At 38.5% G+C, this 17738-nt stretch carries 14 protein-coding genes; 3 read left to right on the forward strand and 11 right to left on the reverse strand.

Features of this window, described 5'->3' with window-relative positions; genetic code table 11:
• Positions 1-61: 61 nt before the first annotated feature.
• The gene (mutY, locus tag AB3I00_RS06645) at positions 62-1240 is read right to left on the reverse strand and encodes an A/G-specific adenine glycosylase (RefSeq protein ID WP_368024972.1); all 1179 of its coding nucleotides are present in this window, start codon (positions 1238-1240) and stop codon (positions 62-64) included.
• Positions 1233-2030 carry a recombination regulator RecX gene (recX, locus tag AB3I00_RS06650; protein ID WP_086322875.1) on the reverse strand — a complete coding sequence of 266 codons (798 nt, stop codon included), beginning with the start codon at positions 2028-2030 and terminating at the stop codon, positions 1233-1235. Before recX ends, mutY begins: the two co-directional genes overlap by 8 nt.
• A 106-nt stretch (positions 2031-2136) precedes the next feature.
• On the opposite strand from recX, the gene rlmD reads away from it, so the two are divergent.
• Positions 2137-3519, forward strand: coding sequence for a 23S rRNA (uracil(1939)-C(5))-methyltransferase RlmD (gene rlmD, locus AB3I00_RS06655; protein WP_368024973.1), 1383 nt, complete (start codon positions 2137-2139; stop codon positions 3517-3519).
• 171 nt (positions 3520-3690) lie between these two features.
• On the opposite strand, the gene AB3I00_RS06660 is transcribed toward rlmD, so the two are convergent.
• Both AB3I00_RS06660 and AB3I00_RS06665 read right to left on the reverse strand, forming a co-directional pair.
• Complete coding sequence (locus AB3I00_RS06660) at positions 3691-4269, reverse strand: lytic polysaccharide monooxygenase (RefSeq protein WP_002315302.1); 579 nt, start codon at positions 4267-4269, stop codon at positions 3691-3693.
• 153 nt (positions 4270-4422) lie between these two features.
• Entirely contained in the window at positions 4423-5970 is a 1548-nt protein-coding gene (locus AB3I00_RS06665; RefSeq protein WP_024634798.1) for a carbohydrate-binding protein, read from the reverse strand.
• 276 nt (positions 5971-6246) lie between these two features.
• Between AB3I00_RS06665 and AB3I00_RS06670 the strand changes: the two genes are divergently transcribed.
• Positions 6247-6717, forward strand: a complete 471-nt coding sequence (locus tag AB3I00_RS06670) for a TspO/MBR family protein (RefSeq protein WP_002310332.1) — start codon at positions 6247-6249, stop codon at positions 6715-6717.
• A gap of 117 nt (positions 6718-6834) precedes the next feature.
• Here the strand turns inward: AB3I00_RS06670 and AB3I00_RS06675 are convergent, their stop codons facing one another.
• From AB3I00_RS06675 to AB3I00_RS06695, 5 genes are all read right to left on the reverse strand, one after another.
• Complete coding sequence (locus AB3I00_RS06675; RefSeq protein WP_368024974.1) at positions 6835-8061, reverse strand: LCP family protein; 1227 nt, start codon at positions 8059-8061, stop codon at positions 6835-6837.
• A 357-nt stretch (positions 8062-8418) separates the two neighbouring features.
• A complete protein-coding gene (locus AB3I00_RS06680; protein WP_368024975.1) occupies positions 8419-9909 on the reverse strand; it encodes a Mur ligase family protein in 1491 nt (496 codons plus the stop codon).
• 37 nt (positions 9910-9946) lie between these two features.
• Positions 9947-10186 carry a hypothetical protein gene (locus AB3I00_RS06685; protein WP_002341260.1) on the reverse strand — a complete coding sequence of 80 codons (240 nt, stop codon included), beginning with the start codon at positions 10184-10186 and terminating at the stop codon, positions 9947-9949.
• 5 nt (positions 10187-10191) lie between these two features.
• Positions 10192-11871, reverse strand: coding sequence for a hypothetical protein (locus AB3I00_RS06690; protein ID WP_368024976.1), 1680 nt, complete (start codon positions 11869-11871; stop codon positions 10192-10194).
• A 108-nt stretch (positions 11872-11979) separates the two neighbouring features.
• Complete coding sequence (locus AB3I00_RS06695; RefSeq protein WP_368024977.1) at positions 11980-14718, reverse strand: adhesive domain-containing protein; 2739 nt, start codon at positions 14716-14718, stop codon at positions 11980-11982.
• Positions 14719-15254: 536 nt separating this feature from the next.
• Between AB3I00_RS06695 and AB3I00_RS06700 the strand changes: the two genes are divergently transcribed.
• Positions 15255-16703: a helix-turn-helix domain-containing protein gene (locus AB3I00_RS06700; RefSeq protein ID WP_368024978.1), complete on the forward strand. Its 1449-nt coding sequence runs from the start codon at positions 15255-15257 to the stop codon at positions 16701-16703.
• Positions 16704-16752: 49 nt separating this feature from the next.
• Here AB3I00_RS06700 and AB3I00_RS06705 read toward each other — a convergent pair whose 3' ends face one another.
• Both AB3I00_RS06705 and AB3I00_RS06710 read right to left on the reverse strand, forming a co-directional pair.
• The gene (locus AB3I00_RS06705; protein WP_002292860.1) at positions 16753-16953 is read right to left on the reverse strand and encodes a cold-shock protein; all 201 of its coding nucleotides are present in this window, start codon (positions 16951-16953) and stop codon (positions 16753-16755) included.
• A gap of 133 nt (positions 16954-17086) precedes the next feature.
• Complete coding sequence (locus AB3I00_RS06710; RefSeq protein ID WP_002310320.1) at positions 17087-17695, reverse strand: superoxide dismutase; 609 nt, start codon at positions 17693-17695, stop codon at positions 17087-17089.
• Positions 17696-17738 lie beyond the last annotated feature (43 nt).

The raw sequence follows: 17738 nt of genomic DNA on the forward strand, positions 1-17738 counted from the left end.
TGTGTTTGGGTGTTCATTACACCGACATCATAATTATTATATCAATAAAAATGAGCTTTGCCTAGAAAGGATTCCTATTGTTTCGATTTTTCTCCAACTGTTCCACTAGTTTCATTTGTACCTTCGGAAAAACGACCGAATCAAATGCAGCAGGCTTCAACCACTTCGAAGTTTTGTTCTCGGTAAATTCTTGTTCTGCTTCCTCGGTTGCCCGTCCGTAAAAAAGGAGGACATGCCATTTCAGATGACTAAAGACATGAGTAACTTCTCCTAAATGACGTGTCTGCCAAATAAAAAGTTCCTGCTTTTCGAAGGGAAGCTCTTTTCCGTCTTCTGCTACTAGATCATCAAACAAATCGACTTCCCGTTTTGCTTCCCATCCTTTTTTCAATCGCTCGTACTCCTCTTGTGTCACTTCCACCATTGGAAATGTCCACATATTCGCCAGCAGTTTTTGGCTATCTCTTTCTTCAAAATAATACGCTCCAGAATGATTTTGAAGAGCCGCACTGATATAATAAACGTCTTTTGGCTTTGCTTTTTTTGTTTTTACAGGAAAGCTCGTTTGAATCCCTCGTTTGTTGGCTAAACAAAAGGCTTGGATCGGACAAGCTTCACACTTTGGAGAAGTTGGTGTACAGATAGCTGAGCCTAGATCCATCATTGCTTGGTTGAATTCACCTGGATACGTTTCATCAATGATTTTCCGCATCGCTTCATCAAAGATTTTCCTGCTGGAAGCTTTGGTGATATCTGCTTCAATGCAAAACAATCTGCTGACTACTCGCATCACGTTACCGTCAACTGCAGGTTCTGGAAGTCCAAATGCTATACTTGCTATCGCTCCTGTCGTATAGGGGCCTATCCCTTTCAATGAGCTGATTTCTTCAGGCGTTTGCGGCATTTTTCCGTCAAATTCAGACATGATCTGTTTAGCAGCTGCTTGGATGTTTCGGGCTCTTGAGTAATAACCAAGCCCCTCCCAAGCTTTTAAAAGCTTTTCTTCTGGAGCAGTTGCCAATTCTTCAATTGTAGGAAACCATTCCATGAAGCGATAGAAATAATCGATCACTGTATCTACTCTGGTCTGCTGGAGCATGATTTCAGAGATCCAGATACGATAAGGATCCCGATTGTAGCGCCATGGCAGGTTTCTTTTTTCTTGTTCATACCATTGAATGAACTGATCTTGAAATTCTTTTGTTTCTTCGTCTGTCCATTTTTCCCATTCTTTATTCACTTTCCTCTTCCTTTTCCGTAATGAATCGCTGGATCATATCCAAATCAAATCCTTTTTGATATAAGCTTTGTTTTACTTTTAGGTTTCTTTTTTTAGGTTCAAATCTTGAATTTCTTCGCCATAGTTTATCCCCTTGTTTGACTAAATAATCATATTCTGTTTCCTGGTCTACTTCTTGCGGAAGATCAGCCATCGCTTGTTGGATCACTTCTTGAGAAAAACCTTTTGTCATCAGAGTTTGTTGGATTTTCCGCAATAATTCTTTTTGGCTTTTCCCATGATTTTTTCCAAATGTTTTTTCAGCCGTTTGACGTGCATTTTGAACTTGGTCTTCAACTGTATACTGGGCGAGCGCCTGTTCAATAATCTCTGGTTTTAATCCTTTTTGCTGCATTTGCTGTGACAATTTTTTTGGACCTTTGTCACTTAAGCGCATATTCGTGCGCACATAACTTTCCCCATAGACCAAATCATTGACAAGATCCAATTCTTTTAAGCGGGCTACGATTTTATTTCGATCTTCTTGAAGGATTTCCTTTTCTTTTAAGTATGTTCGGATTTCTTTTTCTGACCGTAACTGATAGCTTAAGTAATTCATTGCTAGCTGAAATCCGAAATCAGCTCCACTGCTCTTCTTGATCTCTTGGATAGTTTCTTCATCTAATTCCCGTCCTTTTAACAAACGATAGCGTACTAATACATCTTCAGATACTTGTAAAGCTTCTCCTTCAGATAAATCTACGCGATAGAAAGGGCCTTTGCCTTTACTGATTCTCGTAACGGTTAACATAAACATCCTCCTCGAACATATATTCTCTATCATACCATAGAAAATCCCCGTAATCAGGTATTATATGTTAGAATAAACCACAGAAAAAAGAAAAAGGGAGATACTTATGGCAGAAACAATTGTCAAAAATGGACAAACGGTTCCTTTGAAAATCAAGCGTTTAGGCATAAATGGCGAAGGAATTGGTTATTTCAAACGATTGATTATATTTGTTCCGTATGCACTACCAAAAGAAGAAGTACTAGTCAAAATCACGAAAGCAACTCCTCGTTATGCAGAAGGAGAATTAATAAAAGTCAAAAAGCCAAGCAAAGATCGCGTAGTGGCGCCATGTCCTGTTTATTATGAATGCGGTGGCTGTCAATTACAACACTTAGCCTATCAAGCACAATTGGATTTTAAAAAGGATCTACTCTTGCAAGCATTGGAAAAATTCAAACCAGCAGGCTTTCGATCCTACCAGTTGTTACCGACGATTGGGATGGATGATCCATGGCATTATAGAAACAAAGCACAATTTCAATTACGAAAAAATAAACAAACGCAAAAGGCCGAAGCTGGTTTATATGAAGCAAACTCGCATCAGTTAGTTCCTATAACAGACTGTTTGGTACAAGAACCCCGAACACAAAAAGTGATGAATACTGTTGTTCAACTATTGAATAAATTTGATGCACCCATCTATGATGAACGGACAAACAGTGGTATTTTCCGCACGATCATGGTCAGAGTCGGTGTCAAAACTGGAGAGCTGCAAGTCGTTTTTATTACTCGCAGTAAAAAATTCCCACAAAAAAACGCAATGATTCGTGAGATCAATCAACGCCTGCCCGAAGTTGTTTCGATCATGCAAAATGTCCAAGCACAAAAAACATCTCTCGTGATGGGGGATGAAACGATCCACGTATGGGGAAAAGAAGCCATTGAAGAACAAATCAATGAAGTGACTTTCGATCTTTCTCCTCGCGCCTTCTTTCAGTTGAATCCTCAGCAGACCGAACTGCTTTATGGTGAAGGAATCAAAGCATTAGATGCCCAGCCTGATGAAACAATCGTAGATGCTTATTGCGGAGTTGGTACGATTGGTTTAAGTGTAGCAAAAAAGGTCAAAGAAGTCCGAGGAATGGATACCGTTCCTCAAGCAATCGCTGATGCAAAAAGAAATGCGGAAAGATTAGGGTATCACAACACTCGATATGAAGTCGGTACAGCCGAACAAGTTCTACCTAAATGGTTGAATGAAGGTTTTCAGCCAGATGGTATCATCGTAGATCCGCCACGTACGGGTTTGGATAACGCATTGATTCAATCGTTACTGAAATTTCCACCAAAAAAACTTGTTTATATCTCCTGTAACGTTTCTACACTTGCCAGAGATCTGGTTCATTTAAGTAAAAAGTTCAATGTTGAATATTTACAGTCTGTTGATATGTTTCCTCAGACTGCACGTTGTGAAGTCGTCGTGAAGATGACGAGACTTGCTGATTAAATGAGAGAAGGCGTGAGCCTGCCATTCAGCTCCGAGTCACAAGGAACAATTTCAAAAAAAGCTTTTCATGTTTGATGACTATTGTCACTTGTGACCGAGGAGTTGGCAGGCGAACACTGCTTATTCAAAAAAAGGGTTGTGACACGTTTTTTGTCACAGCCCTTTTGATTATTATTGGATATTCACGTCAATCACTTGATAGAATGCATTTGTCGTATCACTGATATTCCATACTGCTAAAATCACATTGTATCCTTTGCGGTCTTGAGGAAGTGTGATTGTTTGGTTGACTGTTTTTGGTGGTACGGTTGCTTTGTCGTCTATTTTTGTGATCAATTCAAAATCACTAAATTTCAAAGGTTGATCAGGGTTCCAATTTGGCTTGGTAATGTAGTAATCCCAAGTACTTGTCCGATGTTGCGCTGTTAAATTCCAAGTAATATTCAATGTTCCTGGATTGACCATATTTTTATGCCATCTGTTAGATGTTTGTTCGTCTAAAGGTTCAAATCCGCTGACTCCTGCACTGGCGATTTTTCCATCAATGAATGTATTTTTGGTAGCTTCGATACTTTGCGGTTCCCATTGTGCTCTTCCGACATTTTGGTTTAGATTCCCTGCTGCTGATGTTCCTAGGTATGCACGACTTCCAGGAGAAGTAATATAACCGTGTGCGAAACCTGGAATGCTGAAACCGAACAACCCTAAACTAACTAACCCGATAAACAATAACGTACTGATCTTTTTCATGTAGAAACCTCCTTCATTTGATACACACATTGTAAACGCTTTATTATGTTAGCGCAAACATTATGCTTTTATAATTTTATATTAAAACAAAAAGAAACAGGAGCTAAATAAAACTCCTGTTTACATTTTTTATTTTTCATATATATCTATGAATCAAGAAATCTGTCTCCAAGGTCCCCATTCTCCAGATTCACTTGGATTATTGTTTTGAGTCCAGTACTTAGCTTCATAGATGATGCCTTCGTATACAACACGATCGCCAGCCATATAAACTTTTTCAGGATCCCATACTGGATATTCACTTTCATTGTCCGCTAATGTTGTAAACGTCAATGTTGTTTTATCCGAAATATTACCAGAACGGTCTTCTGCTGTAAGTTCCACTGTATAAGTTGTATTCTCTTTTAAATTCTCAAAAGTATACCGGGTATCTATTGTGCTTCTTTCAACTACTTCTTCGTTTCCAATCAATCGAAGGTTATACTTTTCAATAAAATCATTATCTGTCGCAGGCGACCAACTTAGCGCAGCACGCCTAGAGGTCACCAATTCTGCTTTAAAATTTTCTGGAATAGTTGGTTTTTCTTTGTCTTCTGGAAGAGGTGTGTCATCTGTAAAACGTTGTGCCACATTTAAAAATTCATACCGATTATTGACTTGTCCTTGTCCTCCATCGACCTTTGAATCTCGATTCATTGACCAGTAGGAAACCATCCCAATATTTCGTTCTTTTGCATGCTGAACGACTCGATTGAACATCGTTGCTGTAAAGTATGGATGAGCTTCGCTTTCAAATCCGATTGATGGAGTGGTTCCTAATTTAGCATATGCTTGTTCTGTCGTCAAAGTCGTTCCCATAAATCTTTGATAATACTCTTTTAACTGCACCATTGTATTATCCACAGCATCAAGCGACCCTTGGGCATAATCTGGTACACTGCTTCCGTAACACATCGTCATTAGATTGATATTTGTCAAATCCACTCCTGCCTCCAGATAAGCTTGTAACACTGCTAATCCGGTCGAAATCAGGCCAGTATCCATGACTGGCAAGGTCAACGTTACTTCTACACCAGTTGCTTCTTGAACTTTCTTTACCGCTTTTGCATTTGCCAAATTCTCTTCATATCCCATCGCAGCGGCTTCGACATCATAGTCTACACGTGTCAATCCATAGCCTTGGATAACTTCCATATAGGCATCATATAAAAGTGCTTGATTTTGAGTGACCTCCCAAAATGCTCCTGAATTCAGTCCGCCAAACGAAACAGCTACATCTCCGCCATTTTGACGTAATTCCCGGATAGATTTTTTGATTCCTTCATACTGCCATTCGTCATTATCAATCTCACTTAGACCATTAAAACCACCCCAAGCCCAATCAATTCGACCATTTCTAATACCTCTCGCCTGTAAAAAACCTAATTTAAAAAATTTCTGTCCTGTTTGTTGAGCAACAGCTGCTAAGTTCAATGCCCCATTATTAGATAGTTCTTCATCAGAAGAATAAGCAGTTATATCCACATAAGGAGCAACTACTTGTTTTGGCCACTCAATTCCTTGTCCTACTCCAAAATCGGGATTAGTCACTACTGTTTGTTCGATTGCAGATGATTCTTGTACTTGAATCAGCAATGCAGGAGAAAAAAGCATCGTGCTGAGTGCCGCCCCAGTAAGTACTTTGCGTAAACCTCTTTTCATATTTATCAACCTTCCTATGTATAATTTTTTGCTTCAGCCAAGCTTTTATGTAATCGATTACAATATAGATTGTAACAGAAGTTAATAAGAAAATAACGAATTGTAAAAAACATGAGAATTATTTAATACGATCTTTTTCAAATTCATGATTCATATAAACAAATTTTTAACTTTTTTAAATAACAATATTTCTCCATTATTCTTACTTCACAAACTAAATACAGGTATTGCTGTGATTCTTCATGTAAAATATTATTATAGAAAGGAGTTAATAGAATGAAGATGATAAAAGATATTCGTTTTTGGGTTTGTGTTATAGGAATTGTCATATTAGGCTTTTTATCAGGATTGCTTAGCGGAAATCCTGGAGAATATTACTATTCTTTACAACTTCCGCCATTTGCACCACCTAGTTGGATATTTGGACCAATGTGGACCTTATTGTATATTTTGATGGGTATTTCTCTTTATTTGTTGCTTAATCACAACAACAAAAAACAGCGAAACAACCTTGTAGGTCTTTTTGTGATTCAGTTCATTTTTAATTTCATATGGACTGCTCTATTTTTTAATTTAAGAAATATCTTCGTTGCAGCAATCGATATTACACTTTTGGTTATTTTCTTGTCAGTGCTTATGTATCAATTATGGCTACATCATCGCCTAGTCATGTGGCTCATGATTCCTTATTATTTATGGGTTCTATTCGCAACTCTACTGAATTATTCGATTTATTTTTTAAACTAAGTGCTAATAAATGAAAACTTGTTAAAAAGTATATTTAACACATAGAAAGAGTGCCACCCAAGTTAGATTTTATTGTCTAATTTAGGTGGCACTCTTTATTAACCAAACTATTTTTTTCTAGTACCCACTTGTTGTTCCATACTCATTATTCTGGTCATAACCATAACCATTTTGTTCCTGTCCAGCATAAGGATCATAACTTTGAGTATCTTGACTTGGTGTATAGTACTGACTTGTATCTTCTGTTTGCTGATAATAGGTATTCGGATCTTGGTACTGATCATAGGTGTTTTCTGAATAGGAAGAATAATCAGTGTATCCTTCACTATTCGATCCATCACCGGTTGTCGAATCGGCATCTTCCGAATCATCAAAGAACATCATTGAAGCATTCTCATTTTTCAAATTAGGTAATGTGTCGCTTGTTTTGATATTTAATTGTTTCTTCAGTTCATTTTGAATCGAAAGAAGATCGTTTTGTCCTAAAATCTGATAGTAGACTTCATTGATCATTTGACCTTCACCTTGCAACTGGTCTTGTTTGATCGTTTCGAACGCCGGCGTGTAATTCGTTGCTACATCAAGCATGTCATCCCAATTCAAGTCCGTTGTCACATTGTTTTCGACTGCTTTTAAAATTTTTCTATAATTGCTTACGCCATCTAAACTTAAAACTTTATTGACGATTTTCGTCACTACTTCCCGCTGACGACGTTGTCGCCCGATATCTCCTTCTGGATCTTCGTGTCGCATTCGGGAATAGGCTAATCCTTTTTCTCCATCCAATGTTTGTTCACCTACTGGTACATGGACACCATCCAACGTAAAGTCGATTTTATTATTCACTTTGATGCCGCCGACCGCATTGATCAAATCTTCCATACCGTCCAAATTGATGGTTACATAATGATCAATAGGAATATCAAGCAGTTGTTCAATTGAATCCATGGCCATTTCGACGCCGCCAAATGCATAGGCATGATTTAATTTATCTACCGTTCCATACCCTACGATATTCGTATAAATATCTCGGTCCAAACTGATAATCGTTGATTTTTTTTGTTTCGGATTAACGGTTACTACCATCATCGTATCAGAACGCCCTTGTTCTGTTCTTCCTAATCCACCGGTATCTAAACCTAATAGCAAAACCGAAAACGGTTCTTTGTCATCAATACTTACTTTCTCAGAACGTTTGGAAGATATTCGATTAGAGTTTTTAGATATTTTGTTTACTGTTTGGCTCGCTTCTCCCATAAATCTGATACCGTATGCTGATAATCCGGCTATCAGCAAAACGAGTATACCTAATAAGGTTAATAGAACTTTTTGCCATCGCTTCATAGTACACCTCTGTCTCACATTTTCTAAAATATTGTCTCATACAACTGTTCAATCAGCAAATTCACTTTTTAATCATAAGAAAACTTTAAAAAATAATTCTTGTATAATAACCGTTCTTTTAAAAATTTTCTCAAAATTCTTAACTATCATACCACACCACGAAAAAGTTCGAAAGCCCGAATATACGCAGTTTACAACCGTTTTATCTTTTTTTATGCATTTTTTGCTAGAAAAATTGAACAACCAGGTATTTCACAAAAATAGGAGTGTGACATCGACCTGCCACACTCCTTTCCCGTCATTTTAACGATTCCTCTTTACTCTGTTCAGACTAACATGGCGTTTCCCTAATACCTTCTATAAAGTCTGACTTTTCATATTATGCTTGTTTCCGATCTGACGCACATATTTGCCGATTTCATGAAAATCACTTCCAGTAACTGATCCTTTTGCTAAAACTAAACTGTCTTCTATTAGTTTTGTTTCCAGATCATTGCATAATTCCTGAAGTGAATCGAACCATTGAAGCCGATCATCTGTTTTCTGTCCTTCTTCAAAAAGCAATTTAAAATGTTCCCCATAACCATAAATATGCGTGGCAGCCGATTGGTTTAACTCCTCTTGTACAAAGCGGTGGATTTGCTTTGTTGAATCGCCTAAATCAGCGATTTGTCCAAGTATCAAGACTTTATTTCCTTTATAAAATGGTTGTATCCCATCAAAGTAATTGATTGCATTTTTCATGGAAGGCAATGAAGCGTTATGCGTATCATCAATAAAGGTGAAGTCTGTTCCTGTTTCTGATGTATAAATCGTACGTTCCAATATCTTAGGTAGTGGTTTGAATGTCTCAAATTTTTTTATATATGGAGAGATCTCTTTTTTCAGTTCTTTTGCTACAATCAACGCAGCCAATGAATTAGCGATCATCCCTTCTGAAGAAACTGCAAGTTTCAATAAAATATCTTCTCCGAAAAAAGAAACTAGGACTTCGCAATATTCTCTTTTTTGTGAGATTTGTTTCACAAAAACATCTCTTGAAGCATCATGTAATGAATAGACCACTATTTTGCTGGTTCTTTTCTCAGCAGCGCTTACTAAAATTGAAAATTCTTCTTTTCCTATATCTCCATTGATGATGGCGATTCCATCTTGTTTCAGGCCTTCGAAAATTTTTGCTTTATGCACTGCTACTCCTTTTGTATCTTTTAAAGAACTAAGATGTGCTTCTCCAATCGAAGTCACAATAGCAATATCTGGTTGTATCAAATTAGACATCGACCCTGTATCATATGAATTCAAAGCATTGACAGAAACTTCAAGATTCAAGACATCAGGATTAGAAAGTAATTTACTCATGTATAATGGAACAGCAAACCGAACGTTGTGATTTCCCCTGTTTTCCAAAACTTTCTCTTCTTGAAGCAAATGAGTGATCATCATTCGCGTAGAAGTCTTCCCTGCTGACCCGGTAATCGCAACAACCGGATTTACAAAACAGGAACGCAATTTCGCGGATAATTCCAATAAAAATTTCCAACTATCTTCTACGATGAACTGTGGTGTCGTCACTGACGGATCCATGATTGGTTTTTCAGTGACGATCACACCAAACCAATTTTCTTTTCCGATGATTTGTTCATTTCCATCTCGCCATTTCACGACCTTTCGATTGACGTAACTCCTTCTTTCTGGCGAAACACAAACAAACATCGTATCAGAATAATCCATGTTTCGTTTTAAGTGGCCTGAGAAATATTCAACATCTTGGATATGTCTATCTAAATCTCCATATTTCTTTAAATAATGGCCATCCATATCAACTAATAATGAATGTATAGAAGTCATAACTCTCCTCCTGTTTTTCTTGTTTTTTCTATATGGTTTACCACCTGCCTCTTCTTGGCCTTGCTTGGTTTACATATCTGGAGGCATTCGGTTCGATCCTTTTCGGAGAATCATCTTGATCCACTTCCCAAGGATACAACCCATCTTCATTTTTCTTATATTGACTTAAATCTGATTCTTTCAGATTATTTTTATGATCATTTTTCCGACGTATTTTAAGACCTACATAGAAAACACCAAATGCAGCTAATGCAGCAAAGCGAATGAATCCAACCATTCTTCTCACTCCTTCTTTTGATCATACATTCGATAGTTAATCAATCCTGATAAAAAGTGCTCTGCATCATCGATCCTCATACGAAAACGATCATGACGTGCAAAAAAGCCATATTTTATTGTTTCTGGTTCTTTGAAGAATTGAGCAAATTCAGGGAACATGACCCCAGTAGTAATCTCATGTCTCACCCTTTTTTTCATTACTGTATTTATTCTTTCTTTTACCTTATAGAAGTCAGTTTCTTCAGCAAAAATCGTTTTTCTCCACATGCTGAACTCCAATTTTCTCATCATTTTTGAAGCAGCAACAAGCAATTCCAGCATCGTAGGATAAGCAGTATCTCTTTTATCAATAAAGTCGATATTATCTAACGCATTTTTTATACCGAAGCGATAATATTCTTCTGTCTGGCTATGTTTCAGCATTTCATTGGTCGCATAACTTAACCAATGATCATGATACTTTTGATAGTCGTTCGCTACGAACTGGTCCATCAAACCTTGACATATAGCAAAAACTTCTTTATTGCCTAAAATCTCATATGCTCGAAGCAAAGAGAATAAAATTTCACCATCATAATAAATGATCCGAAATTTTTCTTTCGTTTCTAGTTGTGCATTAAGTACATGAATCGTTCGATGCTCATTTGTTAAAAATTTAGCGGAAACAGTTTCTATCAGACGATTTAGGATTGGAACGTATTGTTCATCACCTGTTTGTTGGATGTATTTTGAAAAAGCTAAGATTGCTGTAGCCTGTGCTCCTAGCTTATATTCAATCTCTGTGTTTAAATAATCCTTGATTAAAAAATAACCGTCAGTCTCCGAAGTCAGATTTTCAATCCCCCAAGATAAACCTTTTTCAACATCTAAGAGCATTTTTTCATCTGAAAAGTATTCTGCTGCTTCGGCTAGCGCGTATAAAGACGAAAAGTGTCTCACGGAATTGTAACCTTTAAGCAGTTGATTATAACAAGGATAATATCCGTAAATAAATTTCCCTGTAGCAGTTAGCTGGTTTTGTAGATACATACTTCCTTTTTCGATCACTAGATCTGTTATTTCTGATAAATTTTCATATGAAACTTCCCGTAAGTAATTTCCATTACCGTAATCTTTCAAAGGATAAATATGACCGTCTTCAAAATAAAAAGATTTTGTTTTAAAATAATAGAACGTAGAACGCTCCAAGTAGCTGAGATCTGTCTCTTCACGACCATACTTGCGTTTCACATAACTGCGGTAATTTTGAGCGTCGATTCTTAAATCAGGAAGATTCTTCCCAACTTTATGTGTTTTACTAGGTTTGATGATCGCATTTGCTACCAGTTCTTCTTTTAAAAAACTTCTTTTTCTCAACCCATCGATTCTCACATTGAAATCAATGTAATTATTTCTTCTGATTTTTTTTAAGCGCTGTATAAACTGTTCATAGTTGGTTTTTTCTTCTTCAATAGCAATATCAATTCTTAAATAAGTCGTCTGATCCAGCTTATTGACATGGTAAGCTGTCAAAAAATTCCGCCAAATCATATCAAAATTACTGCCGTAGAATTCAAAGATCTTTCCTCTATTCGTAAAATCTCCTGTAGAGACGATCAACAATTGTTTTGATACATTTGTTTCAATTGTTTCTATCATTTCTTTGATTGCTGGCAAATAGCTTTCTTTTGTCTTAACTAGCACTCAATCACCTCATATTAAAAAGAAGTTGCGGCAAACAAAATCTGAACATCCGTTTTTATCAAAAAATCATAGATACGGAACTGCTTGCCGCAACGGCTTCTTTCTTAATTATTCATTGTTATCTGTTTTTTTATTTTTTTTGATTTTCCAAATTCCTAAACCAGATAGTGTAGACAGAGCTGCTCCTAACCAAGAAAGTGAACTATGAAGTGTCTCAGCAGTTTTTGGCAAGGATTTCGGTGTAGAACCACCTGTAGTACTTGGTTTTGGTGTATTTGAATGACCATGTCTTATTGGCATCTGGCCTGGATCTCGATCATGAGAATGTATGTCTCCCATTGGATGATTAACATCAGCGTCAGCATCGGCGTCTGCATCGGCGTCGGCGTCTGCATCCGCGTCTGCATCCGCATCCGCATCGGCATCTGCGTCAGCATCGGCATCGGCATCTGCGTCAGCATCCGCATCGGCATCTGCGTCAGCATCCGCATCGGCATCGGCATCAGCGTCGGCATCAGCGTCTGCATCGGCATCAGCGTCAGCATCCGCATCCGCATCAGCGTCAGCGTCGGCATCCGCGTCGGCATCCGCGTCAGCGTCGGCATCGGCATCCGCATCCGCATCCGCATCCGCGTCAGCATCAGCATCCGCGTCGGCGTCGGCATCCGCGTCAGCATCCGCATCAGCGTCAGCGTCAGCGTCGGCATCGGCATCAGCGTCAGCATCCGCATCCGCGTCAGCATCCGCATCAGCGTCGGCGTCAGCATCGGCGTCAGCATCCGCATCGGCATCCGCGTCGGCATCCGCGTCAGCGTCGGCATCCGCATCGGCGTCAGCGTCGGCATCGGCGTCGGCATCAGCATCAGCATCCGCGTCAGCATCAGCGTCAGCGTCGGCATCCGCGTCGGCATCAGCATCCGCGTCAGCATCGGCATCGGCATCCGCGTCAGCATCCGCATCGGCATCCGCGTCAGCATCCGCATCAGCGTCAGCATCTGCATCAGCGTCCGCATCCGCGTCAGCATCAGCATCCGCGTCAGCATCCGCGTCAGCATCAGCATCCGCGTCGGCATCCGCGTCAGCATCAGCATCCGCGTCAGCGTCAGCATCCGCATCCGCATCCGCATCCGCGTCAGCATCAGCATCCGCATCTGCGTCAGCATCCGCATCCGCATCTGCGTCAGCATCAGCATCCGCGTCGGCATCCGCGTCAGCATCCGCATCCGCGTCAGCGTCAGCGTCAGCGTCGGCGTCGGCATCAGCATCAGCATCAGCATCAGCATCAGCATCGGCATCGGCATCTGCGTCGGCATCAGCATCCGCATCAGCATCGGCATCAGCGTCGGCATCAGCATCAGCATCCGCATCAGCATCGGCGTCGGCATCAGCATCAGCATCAGCATCAGCATCAGCATCGGCATCCGCGTCGGCATCAGCATCGGCATCGGCGTCCGCATCAGCATCTGCGTCGGCATCGGCGTCCGCATCAGCATCCGCGTCCGCATCTCCTTCATCATCATCTGGAATAATTGCTGCTGTTGGCGCACTTGCTACACCATTTTCATCATAAGCAATCAATTGGATCTGTTCTAAGGGCACAACATCTTCTGCCGAGACTGGAATAGCAAAATTACCATTTTCATCTGCTTGTCCCTCTGCAATCATATTTCCTTCGTCATCATAAATACGAACTGTGGCATTGGGATCTGCCATCCCAGTCACCTCATAACCATCAGTAGAATTACCTGTAACTTCTACGTTATAAGGAGCAGTGACTTCTTCAGCTGCATAAAACACTGGAGAATAGCCATCAACATTCGAAGCAATAGAGATCGATAGAATGTCTGATTTAAGAATGGTACCGATAAATCCTGCTTCATAAGGAACAGTCATGTCGACACCTGCATTTGTTAAGTCTGCATAAGTAGGATCTTGGATCGTTGTCGGTATAGTAACAGTCGTTTCACCCAAAATACTTGTATCAGCAAGAGTACCAAGGAAAGAAGAACCGACATTCACCAATGCCAAAGCGGTATTAAACGTAAGATTGAACGCTGGCTTGACTGTAACTGCTAAAGCAGTATTGATTGTTCCGGCCGCTGCATCTCCAAGAAGCCCTCCAGTTGAAGTTGCCTCGATTGCTTGAACTGCATTATTGATTCCGTTCAATATATTACTTAAATTTTCTCGTATCACGGTTTCCAAGGCACCGTCTAGCTCTCCGTAGATGTATTCATCCCCTTGCATTTGAAGCTGCAATTCTACTTCAGCAGAAGTCAGTGTACTTAGATTATTCAATAAAGCAAGTTGTTCATAAACTTCCGAAAGGTTCACTGTAGCTAAAGGATTCAAATTAATCAAATCTTCTACTGCTCCTACCAAAGTAGTCACCGCTCCATCTACAATATTTAATAGAGGTGCTAAACTATTTCCTGGAAGCAAAATATCTGTGTAGAAAGTACCCGTTCCATTCGGCGTAACCAATCCTTGCATTTCTTCTGGAATAGCTAAGACAGCACGACGCGTTCCATTAATCACGCTAACATCAATACCACTATTCGCTGATATAACAAAATCAACATCCCGACTCGCCCCCTGAAGAAGAAATGGGGCAGCAGCTGTAGTCCCACTAGTATTCGTTGTACTTAAATTGTTAAACAGTTGCCCACTGATTACATCTGCATGTACTTGTTGAGAACCAATAGTAAATAATGGCGTAGCCATTGAGATTGGTGTGATCCCTAACATCACACCAGCTGCAATGGATGTACCGGCAAGCAAGATTTTTTTCGATCTACTTTTTGCCCGTGCCTTCTGGTTCATACTTTTTTTATAATCCTTTTTCATTTTTTCCTCCTGTCACCCTTCTATCGTTCATCCCCAAATTTTTGATCGTTATAAAAAAGAAAAGATTACAACACCCCTTAGCTATCATTTTTTAATCAAAAAGATATCTTTTTGTGCAGATTTTGTTTTCAACTTAAGTCAGAGGAAGTTTAACAACATCTCAATGATAAATCTATTATTAAGTTTTAATCTTTTTTTAAATAACTATCCAGTTTTCACGAAAATAAAGTACAAAATAATCGATTTTCTATTTTTAGTATAAAATTATGCTTTTTTTATGAGATGAATTATAATGAAATTAAGCATAAAAGAATAAAAAATATTTTTATCTTTTTTGAAGTAAATTTATTCACAAATAAATAAAATAACACAAAAATCAATATTTCGTTTATCAAACTAAAGGTATAGCTTTTCATATAACAAACTTTTTTTATTATAAATTGTTTTTTCTGCATACATTTTTTGTTAAAAATAACATTATTTTTTAATATCAAGATAACTTAAGTACTAATTATTGATTGGAGGAACTAAAATTCATGGATTTTTATTCATTATTGGAAAAGACCACACGTTTACAGATTACTATTCTTGATACCATCTATCATTCCAATAAAATTTGGTCTATCGAACAATTAGCTGAATTCACTGCTTGTGACAAACGTTCTGTACAAAATTATTGTGAACAAGTACGCACCCTCTCTATTAGCGATCAGTTCAGAAAGGAAGGACGTAATTATTTATTTTTAGGTACCAATTCGGATTTTCAAGAATTGATTCTTTCCATTTTGAAGCGCTCGCCTATTTTTCATCTATTGAAAAATTTATGCCTTGACTCGAAAGTAACGATTGCGGAATTCTCTGAAGATAATAACATCAGTGAATCCATCCTTCGGCGGCACATTACTCGCATCAATCAGATACTAAAAAAATATCAACTGCAGATCAAAACAAAAAAAGGCGAGATGTATTTCAAAGGAAGTGAGATGCAAATTCGTTATTTGATTTATTTGATACTATGGCCATCCTATCACAGTGTTGAATGGCCTTTTGCTTCAATAGAGTTTCATCAATTATTTTCAGAAGTGGAGGATTCTTTTGCCATTGTCCATCAAAAACCAAATAAGATAAAAATGATCGAATGGTCCTTTATACTAGCTGTTACTTATCTTCGTTCTCAACAAGGACACGTTATTCCAGCAAAAGAGTTACCTGATTTTTCACTCGACCTTTGGAATGGCTTTGAAAAAATGGCTGAAGAGTTAACAACGAATTATAAACGTATGCGTTTCAGTCTGACAGATAGCATGTTCTTGTTTCTTTGGATGCAATCTCGGGCTGCTTTTTATTTGAAAGAGGACTATCTGCAAACTGCTTTGCGTATCCATACAAAAATTGCGACTCCTGTAAAACAACTGCAGACTAGTTTTTATTCTTATATTCACTCCAATCGATTCAAGTCTGCCCAAATCCATTCAAAAAAGTCGCTGTTGAACAGTACACTGCTCGCAAATGGGATGCATGGATTGCTATTTCCTCAATTTTCGATCGTCAAACATGAAATTACCTCTTTTATCGAGATGAGTTATCCGGCATTCCACCGAGAAATCAACCGATTGACGGAACAATTTAAAAACGAATCTGAGGAACTTGATTGGTTGCATTCTTGGAATTTAGCAGAAGCGTTCATGTTGATCATTTCTCCTACTTACTTTAATAAAGAAATCAAAATCAAATTTGAGAGTGACCTTCCGATTGGTTTGGAGTTAGCATATATGGAAATTCTTCAAGAACAGCTGAGTATGTATTTAAATGTTGTGTTTACTAACGACCTTTTATTCAAGCCGGAATTGATCATCCGAACAACTGATACTTCTTTAAAAACCGTTACTTATGAAGAAGATGTACCTTGCTTGACAATTAGTTATGAAATGTCTAGTGAACAAATCTATTTACTTAGTCAAGAAATCAAAAAACTTCTTGAATAGACAAAAAGACACGACTCCCTAAGAAGTCGTGTCTTTATCCAACAAATTATTATAATTTAGTCACTTCAGCAGCTTGAGGACCGCGCGCACCTTCAACAATCGTAAATTCTACTTCTTGGCCTTCTTCTAGGCTCTTGAAGCCGTCTCCTTGAATTGCTGAGAAATGAACAAATACGTCATCTCCGCCATCTACTGTAATAAACCCAAATCCTTTTTCATTGTTGAACCATTTAACTGTTCCGTGTTCCATAAATGTATAGCCTCCAAAAAAGTTCTTGCAAGTAACCTTGCAAGAACATTATACCCAATTTAGAAAACGCTCGCAAGCTTTCGCTCGCTTATTTTCCAAATTATTTTTAAGACTGATATGATGGAGAAAATAGTTATTTTGCTGCTTCGAAACGTTTATTTACTTCGTCCCAATTAATAACATTCCAGAATGCTGCAATGTAGTCTGGACGTACATTTTTATATTTCAAATAGTAAGCATGTTCCCAAACATCTAAACCTAGAATTGGTGTCTTACCTTCCATCAATGGAGAATCTTGATTGGCAGTAGAGGTAATAGCTAATTTCCCATTCTCCATTACAAGCCAAGCCCAACCAGAACCAAAACGTCCAGCTGCTGCTTTTTTGAATTCTTCTTTAAAAGAAGAAAAATCGCCAAAAGCTTCATTAATTGCTTCTTTTATTGCCCCAGTAGGTTCGCCACCCGCATTCGGTGCCATGATTTCCCAGAAAAATGAATGGTTAGCATGTCCACCACCATTGTTGCGTACAGCTGTTTTGATATCTGTTGGAACAGCATCCATATCAGATAATAATTCTTCTACTGTTTTTTCGCCTAATTCTGGATATTTTTCGATTGCTGCATTTAAATTCGTTACGTAAGTATTGTGATGCTTGTCATGATGCAGGTGCATCGTTTCTTCATCAATATAAGGTTCCAATGCGTCATATGCATAAGGTAAATCTGGTAATGTGTAAGTCATAAAAAAATTCCTCCTCAATGTTTTCTTTATAATGTCTACATTA

The sequence above is a fragment of the Enterococcus sp. C76 genome, from assembly GCF_040886985.1.
GTDB classification, from domain to species: domain Bacteria; phylum Bacillota; class Bacilli; order Lactobacillales; family Enterococcaceae; genus Enterococcus_B; species Enterococcus_B lactis.

Coding starts and splice junctions, on each gene's coding strand:
- recX (WP_086322875.1), bottom strand. CDS start 2,030: ATGTTAACCGTTACGAGAATCAGTAAAGGCAAAGGCCCTTTCTATCGC.
- rlmD (WP_368024973.1), top strand. CDS start 2,137: ATGGCAGAAACAATTGTCAAAAATGGACAAACGGTTCCTTTGAAAATC.
- AB3I00_RS06660 (WP_002315302.1), bottom strand. CDS start 4,269: ATGAAAAAGATCAGTACGTTATTGTTTATCGGGTTAGTTAGTTTAGGG.
- AB3I00_RS06665 (WP_024634798.1), bottom strand. CDS start 5,970: ATGAAAAGAGGTTTACGCAAAGTACTTACTGGGGCGGCACTCAGCACG.
- AB3I00_RS06670 (WP_002310332.1), top strand. CDS start 6,247: ATGAAGATGATAAAAGATATTCGTTTTTGGGTTTGTGTTATAGGAATT.
- AB3I00_RS06675 (WP_368024974.1), bottom strand. CDS start 8,061: ATGAAGCGATGGCAAAAAGTTCTATTAACCTTATTAGGTATACTCGTT.
- AB3I00_RS06680 (WP_368024975.1), bottom strand. CDS start 9,909: ATGACTTCTATACATTCATTATTAGTTGATATGGATGGCCATTATTTA.
- AB3I00_RS06685 (WP_002341260.1), bottom strand. CDS start 10,186: ATGGTTGGATTCATTCGCTTTGCTGCATTAGCTGCATTTGGTGTTTTC.
- AB3I00_RS06695 (WP_368024977.1), bottom strand. CDS start 14,718: ATGAAAAAGGATTATAAAAAAAGTATGAACCAGAAGGCACGGGCAAAA.
- AB3I00_RS06700 (WP_368024978.1), top strand. CDS start 15,255: ATGGATTTTTATTCATTATTGGAAAAGACCACACGTTTACAGATTACT.
- AB3I00_RS06705 (WP_002292860.1), bottom strand. CDS start 16,953: ATGGAACACGGAACAGTTAAATGGTTCAACAATGAAAAAGGATTTGGG.
- AB3I00_RS06710 (WP_002310320.1), bottom strand. CDS start 17,695: ATGACTTACACATTACCAGATTTACCTTATGCATATGACGCATTGGAA.